Consider the following 12,757-nt stretch of genomic DNA (forward strand, 5'->3'; position numbering starts at 1 on the left):
CCGCCTCACCGGTAGAGCAGGTACGGCGCGCGCCGCCTGCGGAAGTCGGTCAACTCGGTGTCCCAGGCGCCGACGACCTCGGCCGCGTCCGCTCCCGCGTCGACCATGCGGCGCAGCCGGTCGGACCCGGACAGGTTGTCGACGTAGTTGTCCGGCCGCCAGCCGAAGACCCTCCGGTAGAGCCGCTTGGCGGCGACGATCATGGCCACGGCAGTGCCGATCGCGTCGAAGGCGCGCTCGTCGGTGAGGTGTGCCTGCACACCGCCGCAGGTCTGACCGGTGAACTTGCCGAAGGTGGGGGCGAAATAGACCTCGCGGAACCGGACGCCTCTTAGCGAGAGGCTGTTAAGAGCCTCAGCCCAGTGCCAGTCGATGTCGGGGGCGCCGACGATCTCGAACGGGCGGGTCGTACCGCGTCCCTCGGACAGCACCGTCCCCTCGAAGAGGCCAGTTCCCGGGTAAGAGAGTGCTGTTAACGCTGTCGGCATGTTGGGGCTGGGGAGGATCAAGGTAAGACCGGTCTCGCTGTAGACCCTGTGTCTCCACCAACCTTGGACCTGGACAACCTCCAGGCTGCGCAAGCGCTTGCCGCCGGTGTCCGCGGGGAGGAACTCGGCGTCGAAGAGGCGGGCGAGTTCGCCGACGGTCATCCCGTGCTGCTGGGCTATCGGCTTGCGCCCTACAGCCGAGGCGTATGCGGGATCGAGGAGCGGTCCACGCGCGTCACCTCCGACGGGGTTCGGGCGGTCCAAGACGATGAACGCGGCGTCGGCGAGGACGGCGGCCTGCATCGCGGTGTAGAGGGTCCAGATGTAGGTGTAGAAGCGGGCGCCGACGTCGGCGATGTCGAACAGCACCGTGTCGACACCCGCCTTGGTGAACTGGGCCGCCAGCTTCGGCGCGGCGGTGCCGTAGGCGTCGTAGACCGGGATGCCGGTCCGCGGGTCGAGGTAGTCGCCCTCGGACCCGCCTGCCTGCGCGGTGCCGCGGAAGCCGTGCTCGGGGCCGAACACCGCCAGTGGCCGGATCCCGGCGGACACCATGGCGTCGACGATGTGCGTCCCGTCCCAGGTTGTCCCGGTCGGGTTCGACACCACGCCGATCTTGCGGCCGATGAGTCGGCGCCAGTTTGCTGCGGCCAGGACGTCGGCTCCAGGCGAGAGCCTCTTAGCCGGTTCCGTCAACGCCGGCGCGGCGGCCGCGGTGATAAGAGGGGCGGCGAGCGCGGACGCGCTGAGGAACCGTCGCCTGTCCATCCCGCTACCAGGTGATGCCGTGGTCGAAGGGGTAGCGGATCGCGGCGGGGTTCGCGCCCACCGGCACGTCGACCGGGAGCTTGCCGCGCGGTGCGACTTCGCCGAAGAGCACCCGGGTCAGCGATTCCAGCGAAACGCCCCGCCACGAGTAGGTGGCCACCCAAGTGGGCGCGTCCACGAAGCCCGCGTCGTAAGGGACCTGGGACGCGACCGCGACTACTGGGGTGCCAGTCCCCAGCAACGCGGTAAGAAGTGATCGTTGGGCTGTGTTGGCGGAGAGGTTGTTGGTCAGCAAGACCACCAGATCGGCGTCCTCGGCCGCGCGGACCGCATCGCCGATTACGGTGTCGGATGGTTTGGTCCCGGTCGGCAGGGAGGTGGTCGTCGACCCCCTGGCGCCGATCGCCGCGGCCAGCGTGTTGGGCGAGTTGGCGGGTGTGACGGTGTCGCCGACCCCTGCCACCAGCACCTTCTTCGGCGCCTGCCGCAGGGGCAACGTGTTGGTGGCGTTGCGCAGAACGGTCACCGTGCGATCGGTGAGCCGCTGGATCGCGGCCTTGTGCGCGGGCCCACCGACCCGGCTGCCCACGGTGGACTCGTCGACGATCGGGCGGGCCAGGATCCCGCGCCGCCACTTGAGGTCCAGGATCCGCCGGACGCTCTCATCGACGCGCTGCTCGGTGAGCCGGCCGCTGCGGACCGCGGCCAGCACCGAGTCCTCCGCCAGCCGCAGGTCGGGCGGCATCAGCAACTGGTCGACCCCGGCTTCGAGGGCCAGCACCGGGATCTCGGCGTCGCCGAACATCTCCCGCACGCCCTGCATGCCCAGCGAGTCGGTGACGACCACGCCGCGGTAGCCGAGCTCGCCGCGCAGCAGACCGGTGATGATCGGGCGGGACACCGTGGCGGGCACGCCGGACGGGTCCAGGCTGGGGAACTGGATGTGCGCGGTCATGATCGAGTCGATGCCCGCGTCGACGGCGGCCCGGAACGGCGGCAGGTCGACCGCGCGCCACTCGGCGGCCGTCCTGGTGATCGCGGGGAGACCGGTGTGGCTGTCGGTGGCCGCGTCGCCGTGGCCGGGGAAGTGCTTCGCCGACGACGACACGGTCTCCGTCGGCCTGCCGCTGGACTGGTAGCCGCGGACCTCGGCGGCCACCATCTCACTGGCCAGCGCGGGTCTGCCCGCGAACGACCGCGCCCCGATGACCGGGTTCAGCGGGTTGGAGTTCACATCCGCCACCGGCGCGAAAGCCTGGTTGATCCCCATGGCGCGCAGTTCGTGCCCGTTGACGGTGGCCACGGTCCGCGCGTCCGCCGGACTGCGGCCCGCGCCGATGGCCATGCTGCTGGGGAACTCCGTGGCGGGCGCCTCGATCCGGGTGACGTTGCCGCCCTCCTGGTCGATGGAGACCACCAGCGGCAGATGCGGCCCCGCGGCCAGCGCGGCGCGCTGCAGGCCGTTGGAGAACCTGGCCAGCTGGGCGGGGTTGTCGACGTTGTCGGTGCCCGCGTTGTTGAAGTAGATGACGCCGCCGACCTGGTAGCGCTGGACGACCTCGGCGGGCGTGTCGACGCCATAACGCGCGCGGTTGTCGGGGTGCGCCTCGTCAGCTGCCTTGCCCCAGACGGTGGCCACGAACAGCTGCCCCACCTTCTGCTCCAGCGGCATCCGGCGCAGCAGGGCGTCTGTCCAGGTGTTCATCGCGATTTCCGAGCCGGTGGGGGTGCGGTTGTCCTCTTCTGGCACGGCGTGGGCGGCCACCGCGGCGGTGGCCACGGTGGTGATGGCCAGCGCGGTCGCGGTCAGCTTCCGCGGGATCGTGCGGGGCGGTGGCACCGAGGCCTCCTCGTCGTCCGGTGATTTGTTCACCAGAAAGGGGATTACACGGGGAAGTTACCCACTGTTGTGACGGTGGGTCAACGAGTGCACACCATCCCTCTTCACCCCTATTACCCGCTCCAGGCGCCGGATTCACCGCTCATCGGGGCCGGAAACGCGATTGGGCGGCTCCGCTTCGAGAAGCGGAGCCGCCCAAACCGCGTCGGCGCGAATCACTCGGGTTACCAAGCGTGCAACTTCAGTCGTACCTACCTGGACTCGGCGTCCGGCGTCCCGGTACGCAGTCCCTTGACGACATGCCTCCCGCGGCGCGCTGCGCGTGGGTGCTCGGTGTCCGCGCACGGAGCCCGCTCGGGGTGGATCGGGGCTTCTCTTCGCCCTGTCCCTGGCCGACTCGAGGTCCGCACCACCTTTCTACCGAGTGAGCAAGGTCACTTCAAGGGCACTTTCGAGTGCACCGGTCAAGGCCGTGGAAAGCCTCGACCGGGACAGCCCGCGCGCGTAAGCTCGACAACCCCGGGTCACCGGAACCCCTTGCGGTGGTGGGAAATCGGTCAGCGACGCCTGCGGCGGTGCAGCCCGTACCAGGCCGCACCCGCGGTGGCGACCGCCCCCAGCCCGATGGCGGTCACCGCGACCGCGGTGCCCGAGGGGGCGTGGAAGCGGGAGCGCAGCGACACGGGCTTGCTGAAGGTGAGCACCGGCCACTCCCGCTCCGCCGCGAGCTTGCGCAGGCCGCGGTCCGGGTTGACCACCGACGGCTTCCCCACGGCCTCCAGCATCGGCAGGTCCGTGCTCGAGTCGGAGTAGGCGTGGCTGGCCGCGAGGTCGTAGCCGTGCCGCTCGGCCAGCTCCCGGATCGCGACCGCCTTGTTCGGGCCGTAGCAGTAGAAGTCGATCTCGCCGGTGTAGCGGCCCGCCACCGACACCATCCGGGTGCCCACGCTGTGCGTCGCGCCGATCATCGCCGCGATCGGGGCGACGACCTCCTCGCCGGAGGCGGAGATCACCACCACGTCGTGCCCGTCGGCCTTGTGCTCGGCGACCAGCTCGGCGGCCTCGGCGTAGACCAGCGGGTCGACGATGTCGTGCAGCGTCTCCTCGACGATCGAGCGGACCTGCTCGACGTCCCAGCCCTCGCACAGCGAGGTCAGGTGCGCGCGCATCCGCTCGACCTGGTCGGCGTCGGCGCCGGAGGAGGCGAAGACGAACTGCGCGTACGCGCTCTTGAGCACGCCCCGGCGGTTGATCAGGCCGCCGTTGAAGAACGGCCTGCTGAAGGCCAGCGTGCTGGACTTGGCGATGACCGTCTTGTCCAGGTCGAAGAAGGCGGCGACCCGTCCGGGCGCGGCCTGCTCGACGGTACTGCCGGGGTCGGTCACGCGGTCAGCATAAGAGCGGGGGTCCGCGGCCGGGCGCACCAGGCGGGCCGGCGTACGCGGCACGGGTGAACTCGGCGGGGGTGTCTTCTCCCGTATGTAGCCAAGGGAGTGGGCGGAGGGGATACAGTATGGCTACCCGGCCTCGAGCCGGGCCGGTTCAGTCCGACCCCCCGGGGCTGAACCCTTCGACGACCCCCGCCCCTCCCCCCTGGCGGGGGTCGTCCCATGTCCGGACAAGGCTGCCCCTTTCAGCTTGCCCTACGGCACCGACAATTCCGGCTCGACAGCCGCGCGAAAACGCCGTTCTGTCCACAGTCGTCCCAGCCGTACACAGTTTGACCAGCCCTCTTCCACCCGTTCCCACTTTCACCAGATCCTGGTCACAGCAACCACCGAGACCCCGTTCTCGACCCCCAGGAGCTGGTGACCATGACCCGACCGACGGTGTGCCTGCGCGACGAGGCACTGCTCGACGACGTCCTGCGGCTGTCCGCGGCGGCGGGCACCGAACCGCACCGCGCCGCCGACGTGACCGAGGTCCGCACCCGCTGGCACACGGCACCACTGGTCCTGCTGGACCACGAGTCCGCGCTGGCCTGCCTGGCCGCGGCCCTCCCCCGGCGTGCCGGGGTGGTCGTGGTGTCCACCGGCCCACCGCCCACCGCGTTGTGGGAGACCGCGATCGCCCTGGGCGCCGAGCGGGTGCTGTCGCTGCCCGCCGACGAGACCTGGCTGGTCGGCGCCCTGGCCGACGCCACCGAGGCCCCGGCCGGCACCGCGGGCCGGGTCATCGCCGTCCTCGGCGGGCGCGGTGGCGCGGGTGCGTCGGTGTTCGCCGCCGCGCTCGCGCTGTCCGCCCTGGACGAGGGCACCAGCACCCTGCTGATCGACTGCGACCCGATGGGCGGCGGCCTGGACCTCGTCCTGGGCTTCGAGGACCAGCCCGGCCTGCGCTGGCCCGACCTGCGCCTGAAGGCGGGCCGGGTCCCGGTCTCGAGCCTGCACTCGTCGCTCCCCGGCCGCACCAAGGGAAGCGCGCACCTGACCCTGCTCTCCGGTGCCCGCGACGGCGACGGCCCGGCCCCCGACGCCGTTGCCGCCATCCTGGAAGCGGGCCGCCGCGCGGGCGAGACCGTCATCTGCGACATCCCCCGGTGTCCCGACCCGTCGTCGAACACCGCCCTGGACCGCGCCGACCTGACCGTCCTCGTCGTCCCCGCCGAGCTCCGCGCCACCGCCGCCACCAAGCGGGTCGCCGCCCACCTGGCCACCCGGGGGATCCGCCCCGCCCTGGTCGTTCGCACTGGATCTCCCACTCGCCTGCGCCCCCACGACATCGCCGCCGCCGTGGAGCTCCCGCTGCTCGCCACCTTCCGCCCCGACCCCGCTCTCCCCACCGCGTTGGACCAGGGCACCTTCCAGCTGCGCCCCCGGTCCCCACTGGCCAGGGCGGCCCACAAGGTCTTGCACGCCCCAACCCCGACCCATGCCGCCCTCACCGGCTTCCCGGCCCAGGTCGGAGCTCAATCCGGCTTCCCGACCCAGATCCGCGCCGCTACCGAGGCCGCCCACTCGGCTCAACCCCTTGTCGCCGCTCCACTCCATTCGTCGACTCCAACCCACGACGAGACCACCAACCGCTCAGGTGTCACCCACCTCCCGCGGGTCGCTGCGATTCCCATCGATGCCCCCACGTCCGGCCCGGCCACTGGTGTTCCATTCCGTTCTCCCGTAACGGTTCTGAGTGGCCCGAAGAGCCCGTCTCGGGCCGGCGCGCCCGGCCCGGGGGCCGCCGAAACCCCCGTCCGGCCCGGTACACCGGTCGCGTCGGAGTCGTCGCTGTCTTCTGGCCCGAGCCCCTCCCGGGCGCCGCCGCCCTGATCGCGACCTCTCCGCAGGCGCATGCCGTGTCCAGTTCACTCCTCTTCGTACGCACACCCACAGGAACCGCCATGACCACCGATCTCGTCGAACGCGTGCGCAAGCGCCTGGCGCGTGGCGATGTGGACATCAGTCCCGCTGTCGTCGCCAACGCCGTTCGTGAGGAGGCGGGCGGTGTCGTCGGGCACGCGGATGTGTTGTCCGCGTTGACCTTGCTCCGTCAGGAGTTCGTCGGTGTGGGGCCGCTCGACCCCCTGCTCCGCGATCCCGCGACCACTGACGTCCTGGTCACCGGCCCGCACCAGGTCTGGGTCGACGGCGCCGGGGGTCTGCGGCGCACCGAGGTCCGCTTCCCCGATGAAGGCGCCGTTCGCAGGCTCGCGCAACGCCTGGCCATGTCGGCCGGGCGACGTCTCGACGACGCACAGCCCTATGTGGATGGTTGGCTACCCGCCGCCGACTCCCACGTGCGGCTGCATGCGGTACTCCCACCCATCGCCGAGCACACCTGCTTGTCGCTCCGGATCTTGCGGCCCGCGGCGCACGGTCTCCAAGACCTGCGTGCGCTCGGCACGTTCGGCGACGAGGTGCACGACCTGCTCTGCGCCATCGTCACCGCGCGACTCGCCTTCCTCGTCTCCGGCGGTACCGGAACGGGGAAGACGACCCTCCTCAGTGCCCTACTCGGGCAGGTTCCCCCTGGCGAGCGCATCGTCTGCGTGGAGGACGCGGGCGAGCTCATGCCGCACCACCCGCAGTTCGCCCGGCTCGTCGCCCGGCCGCCGAACATCGAGGGCGCGGGCGAGGTGACCTTGCGCGACCTCGTCCGCCAGGGACTGCGCATGCGCCCCGACCGCGTCGTCGTCGGTGAGGTGCGGGGTGCCGAGGTGATCGAGCTGCTGGCGGCCTTGAACACCGGGCACGACGGTGGCGCGGGCACCGTGCACGCCAACTCGCCCGCCGAGGTCCCCGCCCGACTCGAGGCCCTGGCGGCGGTGGGTGGGCTCGGCCGCGAGGCGTTGCACAGCCAACTCGCGGCGGCGGTCCACGTCGTGCTGCACATGCGGCGGCGCCCCGAGCGCAGGCTCACCCACATCGGCCTGCTGGCCCGCACCGCGGACGGCGTGGTCGTTCGCCCGGTCTGGGCCGACGGCGAATGGGGTCCCGCGCGAGATCAACTGTCCGACCTGTTGGCAGACCGAGGAGTCGAGCCGTGTTGACCTCGCTGGCCGTGGCGGCGGCACTGATCATCTGGCCGCCCGCGGTCACCACCAAGAGACTGCTCCGGACACGAGCGCGCCCCCGTCTCCGGTGGCGGCCGCAGGCACCGCCAGTGCTCGTGGTCGCCGGGATCGCCGGTGTCGCAGGCTGGTTGACCATCGGCGCCGGTGGAGCGGTGGCGGGTGCGCTGGCCGGAGCCACGTTGTGCCTGCGCCATCGATCTCGGTACGGACTGCGCGACGCGCTCGCCTCGATGGCCAACCTGGCCGAGGCACTGCGTTCCCTGGTCGCAGAACTGGCCGCAGGGTCACATCCGGTCGACGCCGCCGAGCGCGTTGCCGCCGACGCGGACCCGACCAGCGGTCGGCTGTTGCGCTCCATCGCCTCGGCCGTCCGGCTGGGTGGGGAGCCCGAGATCACCTCCACCGGCACCGCCGGCCGACAGCTGGTGAAGGCCTGGCGGTTGGCCACCCGGCACGGCCTGCCACTCGCTGATGTCCTCGACGCGGTCAGTCGAGACCTGGACCAACGAGTGCGCTTCGGCAGGCAGGTCCAGGCCCGGATGGCCGGGCCCAGGGCGAGCGGAGCCGTACTCGCAGCCATGCCGGTGCTGGGTGTCGCGCTGGGCGAGGCCATGGGCGCCCGACCGCTGTCGACCTTGGCGGGCACACCGGCGGGCCAAGTCCTGCTGGCGGCGGGAGTCACGCTCATCTGCGCTGGAGTCGTCTGGACAGCCCGTCTCACCGATCGGGCGGTACCGCGATGACAACCCTGGCCCGCATCGCTCGCACGCCCGATCGCCCCGTGCGTTCGGAATGGCCGCCGATCGCCGATGGGGTGCGACCAACTCACTGGCCAACGCGGCACGGAACTGCGGCATGTCCGTCGTGGACACGTGAGTCAGCGGTGCCCCGCGTTCTGACCAGAAGGCCACCAGCAACCCCGGTCCATCGGAAGCCGCTACCGCGGGCCATGTCCCTCGCTACCGCGACGGCGGCTACCGCTACCACCCTTGCAAAAGGTGTTGTCGCGGTCATGACTGCGACAGCTGCCGACGTGATGACCGCCACCTCCACCGTGACTCTCGATCCGGAGTGCGAGCAGATGACGGCCTCGACTAGCAGCCGATCGGCGGTGATCGAGTCGATGGGGAATCCGCGGCAGCGGTCACGACTGCTGCCGCGGCGTCGCCGGCAGGTTCCAATTTGTCCACAGTGGACAACGGCTCGGCGTGGGACTCGACGTCGGGCGGTGTCACCTCGGCGGAGTCGAGTGTGTGGGCTCTGTGGTTTCGCCGTGCGGGGTTGGCCGCCGTGGGGTGGTTGTCGGGATGGACCCGTGGCAGTCGCACATCCGGAGGTGTCGTCATGACCTTGCCGCTCCTCCTGACTGCACTTGCTGTCTTGCTCGCTGTGCCGCATCCCCGCGGTCTTCCGCGCTTGGCGGTCAAGACGCCCACCGAGTGGCGGCCTGGTAGGGGCTTGCCCGCTGTGGTTGGCATTGCTGTCGGGGTGTTCGTCGGGATGGTCGGCGGCGTGACCGCGGGTGTCTTGATCGGTGTCGGCTGTTGGTGGGCTGCCGACCGGGGGGTCCGGCCTCGTCGGCCGGTGGTCGACGAGTCGGTGCTCGCGGCGACCTGGGACCTGCTCGCGGCCTGCCTTCGGTCTGGCATGCCGGTGCCCGACGCCATCCGGGTGGTGGTCGCGGACCTGCCCGGTCGGGCGGGATCGGTGTTGCGGGATGTCGCCGATCAACTCGCGCTCGGTGGTGACCCGGTGCAGGCCTGGGCCGGTGCCCTCGACTGCCCGGAGACCGCCGAGTTGGCCAGGGGAGCGCGGCGGTCGGCGTGGTCCGGTGCGGCGTTGGCGGCCGTGGCCAACGGGCTCGCGGCGACGGTGCGCGACCAAGCGGTCGACCGTGCCGAGGCGCGGGCGCAGCGCGTGGCCGTGCTGGTCACCGCGCCGCTGGGGCTGTGCTTCCTGCCCGCGTTCCTGTGCCTTGGGGTTGTTCCTGTCCTCATCGGCACGGCCGCTCAGTCGTTCCACCCTTGACCGGCGCCACAACAATCCACACCAGAAACTCCACATTGGACAGTCATGCAGATTCGCAGATCGGAGGTCACCGTGTTCTCTCGACTCGACTTCGGCGACGACTCGGGTACGAGCACCGTCGAGTACGCACTGCTCTTCATCGTCGCCGCCGCCCTGACCGGCATCTTGCTGGCGATCGTGAACAGCTCGGCGGTCAGCGACGCGCTGTCCGCGCTCATCGAACGAGCGCTGTCCCCGTGACCGCGCGGGACCGGGGTGCGGTCGCCGTCGAGGCCGCCGCGGCCATCGGGGCGCTGACGCTCGTCTTCGGGCTCGCGGTGGCCGGGTTGTCCGCCGTGGCCGACCAGGTGCGCTGCCTCGACGCAGCGCGCGAAGCCGCGCGGCTCGTCGCGCGCGGCGAGACCGAGCGCGGGCGGGCGCTGGCCGCGTTGATCGCCCCGAGCGGAGCAGCGATCGACATCCACGCCGACGGCGACACGGTGTCCGTCGTGGTCAGCGCCGACGGTGGGCTGCTGCCCGGGGTTCGCCCGCGCGGCGACGCCCACGCGGTGGTCGAGCCGGGGAGCGCCGATGGCTGAGACCCGGGCGGACGGAGGTTTCGCCTCGGTGTGGACGGCGGGAGTCATGGCCGCACTGCTCTGCGTCGTCCTGCTCGTCGCGGCCCTCGGGTCGGCGACGGTGGCTCGGCACCGGGCGGAGTCCGCGGCCGATCTCGGCGCGCTCGCCGCCGCGGCGAGCGCGGTGTCCGGACAGGAACGGGCCTGTGCCAAGGCGCGGTGGGTGGCACAGCGGATGGGTGCCGAGCTCGCGCTGTGCCGACTGGACGGTTGGGTGGCGACGGTCCGGGTGTCGGTGCGTCCGGCGGCGACAGTCCCGCTGTCCGGGCGGGCGTGGTCCCAGGCTCGGGCCGGACCGGTTGTCGGCGGTTCAACGGTCGGCCCCATACGGTGAACGGCAGGGGTGGACCGGCTGTCCGACACCGGACATATGGCGGGTTACGGACGGTGTCATCCGGTGTTCACGCTGGTAGAGGTCCCGGAACGGGGTTCGCGACGGCCAGTGACCGGCTACCCGGCGCTACCCGACGGGGTGATCGATTCGACAGCGGTGACCGGTTCACCCCGCCGTTCGGATGACCGGTCATTTACCTCGCCAGACCGACCAGTGGTCGACAGCGGGTTACCCACGACACACCACATGCCGTTGAGTCATGTGCAGGGCGCCGAACCCGACGCCCACACTGAGGAGGCCTTGCCCGAGATGTTGGAAACCGAGAGGTCGGACAGCTGGCGCCGAGCGTTCCGGGTCGAGCTCCGGGCCGAGGCGATCGGTCTGGCGTTCCGCGGCTGGCCGGTGCTCCCGGGCACCTACCCGGTGGCGGGCCACTGGGCCGGGCGCGAGGGCGTCGAGGACACCGGCCCGGTTCCCGTGCACGCCGACTGGCGCGAGCGGGTCGGCACCCGGCCGGAGCAGGTGGCCACCTGGTGGACCGGCCACCCGTACAGCCTCCTGCTGGCCACCGGTTTCGGGTACGACGCGATCGAGGTCGGCGACGGCCTGGGTCGCGCGGCGGCTCGGGTGCTGCGCTCGATCGGGCTGCCGGTGCCGATCATCGCGACCCCGGACAGCCGGTGGTTCTTCCTGACCCGGTCGGACGAGCCGCTGGCCACCGCTCTGGCCGCTGACGCCGACATCACCCTGCACGGCGCGGGCGACTGGATCACCTTGCCCCCCAGCCCGTTCCAGCACGGCGTCGTCCACTGGCGAGTCAAGCCCGAGGTGTGCGGGTGGCAGATCCCGTCCTCCCGGGTCGTCCAGGACGCCCTGCTCGACGCGATGGCCGAGTCGACGACCACCACGCCGATCCACCTCGTCGGCGCGTAGTACCCCGCGGTTCGGAGTTGACGAAGTGCCCGCTTGACCCTGTTCTCGCACGACGCAGTCCCCGATTGACGCGGTACCAACTGATCCACGCACCAACTGATCCACGTACAACCTGATCCACTGACCAAGCTCCACCGACCAACCCGTGGTCGACGAGCCACCGCCGCCCGGTGAGCTCGACCGATCACACACCGCCGGTCCGACCGAGCGACACCGACCTCCCGCCCCAGGTGTCGCCCGGAGGACAGGCAGCCAGCCGAGTTCGCTGGAGGCTCCGGTCTCCCGCACCACGCACGGAAACCAGGGACATGCGGCCTGGCCGCAGTCGACAACCCGCCCCGGGACGACCCCCTGCCCGGCACCGACCGCCTCCCGGTGCCGACCAACCGCAGGTCGAGGAACTCCCCGTCGACACGTCCCCCGACACATTCCGTGCCGGTAGCGGTAGCAGCTGGAGCCGCGAGCTTGGCGGCGTACAGCGCGCCGGGATGCGCGCCGGTCCTCGACCGGCGCCCCCGGCGCGCTGGTGCGTTCTGGGCTTGCCGTGGCTGGCCTTCTCGCTTGCTGGTACCGATGCCTTGTCGCGTTGCTAGCGTTTGGTTTGCGGTCCGTCTGCGTGCGTGGCTCGGCCCGGTGCTTGGTCGCGTTGTGGCTCGATGGGGTGGACCCGGTTTGAGGTTGTCCCCGATGACCGGACACCGGATTTCGTGCCACGAGAGTGAGTCGTTGACGATGGTCTATGCGGGTTTCGTGCGGGGTGCGTAGTCGAGTGTCGAATATAGACGGTTGTAGTTGTAGTAGCCGTGGTATGCGAGGACGTCGCGTCGGGTGTCGTCGTGGGTGTCCCAGACGGTGGTGCCGATTTCGGTTTTGAGGGTGGCGAAGAACGATTCCGCGACCGCGTTGTCGAAGCACGACTCGGTCCGTCCCACCGACGGTCGGACGCGGTGACCGGCGAGCGCGGGGCGGAGCAGCCTTGAGGTGTATTGGGCGAGTTCAACTGGTCGATGCAACACCGGTTTGTTGAAGCGAGCGTAGTTGCTCCTCGAAGACTTCGGCAGGTGTCTTCCACCCGAGGACCTTTCGTGGCCGGTTGTTTAGCGCGTGAGCGACGGGACTGCCCCGGGTTCGGTTGACACTCGGGGTTGATGGTTCTCAAGCCGCCTGAGCGGCCTTGTAGATGGTCTCAAACTCGACTGGGGTGAGTCGCCCGAGGCTCCGTTGTCGGCGTCGTCGGTG

At 70.9% G+C, this 12,757-nt stretch carries 12 protein-coding genes; 8 read left to right on the forward strand and 4 right to left on the reverse strand.

From position 1 onward, the window contains the following. Positions 1 to 5: 5 nt before the first annotated feature. From QSK30_RS22605 to QSK30_RS22615, 3 genes are all read right to left on the reverse strand, one after another. Positions 6 to 1,256, reverse strand: a complete 1,251-nt coding sequence (locus QSK30_RS22605; RefSeq protein WP_285505590.1) for an exo-beta-N-acetylmuramidase NamZ family protein — start codon at positions 1,254 to 1,256, stop codon at positions 6 to 8. A 4-nt stretch (positions 1,257 to 1,260) separates the two neighbouring features. Continuing rightward, positions 1,261 to 3,096: a glycoside hydrolase family 3 protein gene (locus tag QSK30_RS22610; RefSeq protein ID WP_502871870.1), complete on the reverse strand. Its 1,836-nt coding sequence runs from the start codon at positions 3,094 to 3,096 to the stop codon at positions 1,261 to 1,263. Positions 3,097 to 3,653: 557 nt separating this feature from the next. Continuing rightward, positions 3,654 to 4,481, reverse strand: a complete 828-nt coding sequence (locus QSK30_RS22615) for an HAD family hydrolase (RefSeq protein WP_285505592.1) — start codon at positions 4,479 to 4,481, stop codon at positions 3,654 to 3,656. A 429-nt stretch (positions 4,482 to 4,910) separates the two neighbouring features. On the opposite strand from QSK30_RS22615, the gene ssd reads away from it, so the two are divergent. From ssd to QSK30_RS22655, 8 genes are all read left to right on the forward strand, one after another. After that, entirely contained in the window at positions 4,911 to 6,362 is a 1,452-nt protein-coding gene (gene ssd, locus QSK30_RS22620) for a septum site-determining protein Ssd (protein WP_285505593.1), read from the forward strand. Between the two features lie 71 nt (positions 6,363 to 6,433). Next, a complete protein-coding gene (locus QSK30_RS22625) occupies positions 6,434 to 7,582 on the forward strand; it encodes a TadA family conjugal transfer-associated ATPase (protein WP_285505594.1) in 1,149 nt (382 codons plus the stop codon). Next, a complete protein-coding gene (locus tag QSK30_RS22630; protein ID WP_285505596.1) occupies positions 7,576 to 8,349 on the forward strand; it encodes a type II secretion system F family protein in 774 nt (257 codons plus the stop codon). The genes QSK30_RS22625 and QSK30_RS22630 overlap by 7 nt, the downstream gene beginning before the upstream one ends. A gap of 724 nt (positions 8,350 to 9,073) precedes the next feature. Further along, entirely contained in the window at positions 9,074 to 9,634 is a 561-nt protein-coding gene (locus tag QSK30_RS22635) for a type II secretion system F family protein (RefSeq protein WP_285505608.1), read from the forward strand. Positions 9,635 to 9,679: 45 nt separating this feature from the next. Next, a complete protein-coding gene (locus QSK30_RS22640) occupies positions 9,680 to 9,874 on the forward strand; it encodes a DUF4244 domain-containing protein (RefSeq protein WP_285505598.1) in 195 nt (64 codons plus the stop codon). After that, entirely contained in the window at positions 9,871 to 10,212 is a 342-nt protein-coding gene (locus tag QSK30_RS22645; protein WP_285505599.1) for a TadE family type IV pilus minor pilin, read from the forward strand. Before QSK30_RS22640 ends, QSK30_RS22645 begins: the two co-directional genes overlap by 4 nt. Further along, positions 10,205 to 10,585: an Rv3654c family TadE-like protein gene (locus tag QSK30_RS22650; RefSeq protein WP_285505600.1), complete on the forward strand. Its 381-nt coding sequence runs from the start codon at positions 10,205 to 10,207 to the stop codon at positions 10,583 to 10,585. The genes QSK30_RS22645 and QSK30_RS22650 overlap by 8 nt, the downstream gene beginning before the upstream one ends. Positions 10,586 to 10,894: 309 nt before the next feature. Beyond that, a complete protein-coding gene (locus tag QSK30_RS22655; RefSeq protein WP_285505601.1) occupies positions 10,895 to 11,518 on the forward strand; it encodes a bifunctional DNA primase/polymerase in 624 nt (207 codons plus the stop codon). Positions 11,519 to 12,255: 737 nt separating this feature from the next. On the opposite strand, the gene QSK30_RS22660 is transcribed toward QSK30_RS22655, so the two are convergent. Beyond that, on the reverse strand, positions 12,256 to 12,534 hold the full coding sequence (locus tag QSK30_RS22660) for an integrase core domain-containing protein (RefSeq protein ID WP_502871867.1): 279 nt from the start codon (positions 12,532 to 12,534) through the stop codon (positions 12,256 to 12,258). Positions 12,535 to 12,757: the final 223 nt, after the last annotated feature.

It is taken from the genome of Actinokineospora sp. NBRC 105648 (assembly GCF_030269645.1).
Classification (GTDB): Bacteria; Actinomycetota; Actinomycetes; order Mycobacteriales; family Pseudonocardiaceae; genus Actinokineospora.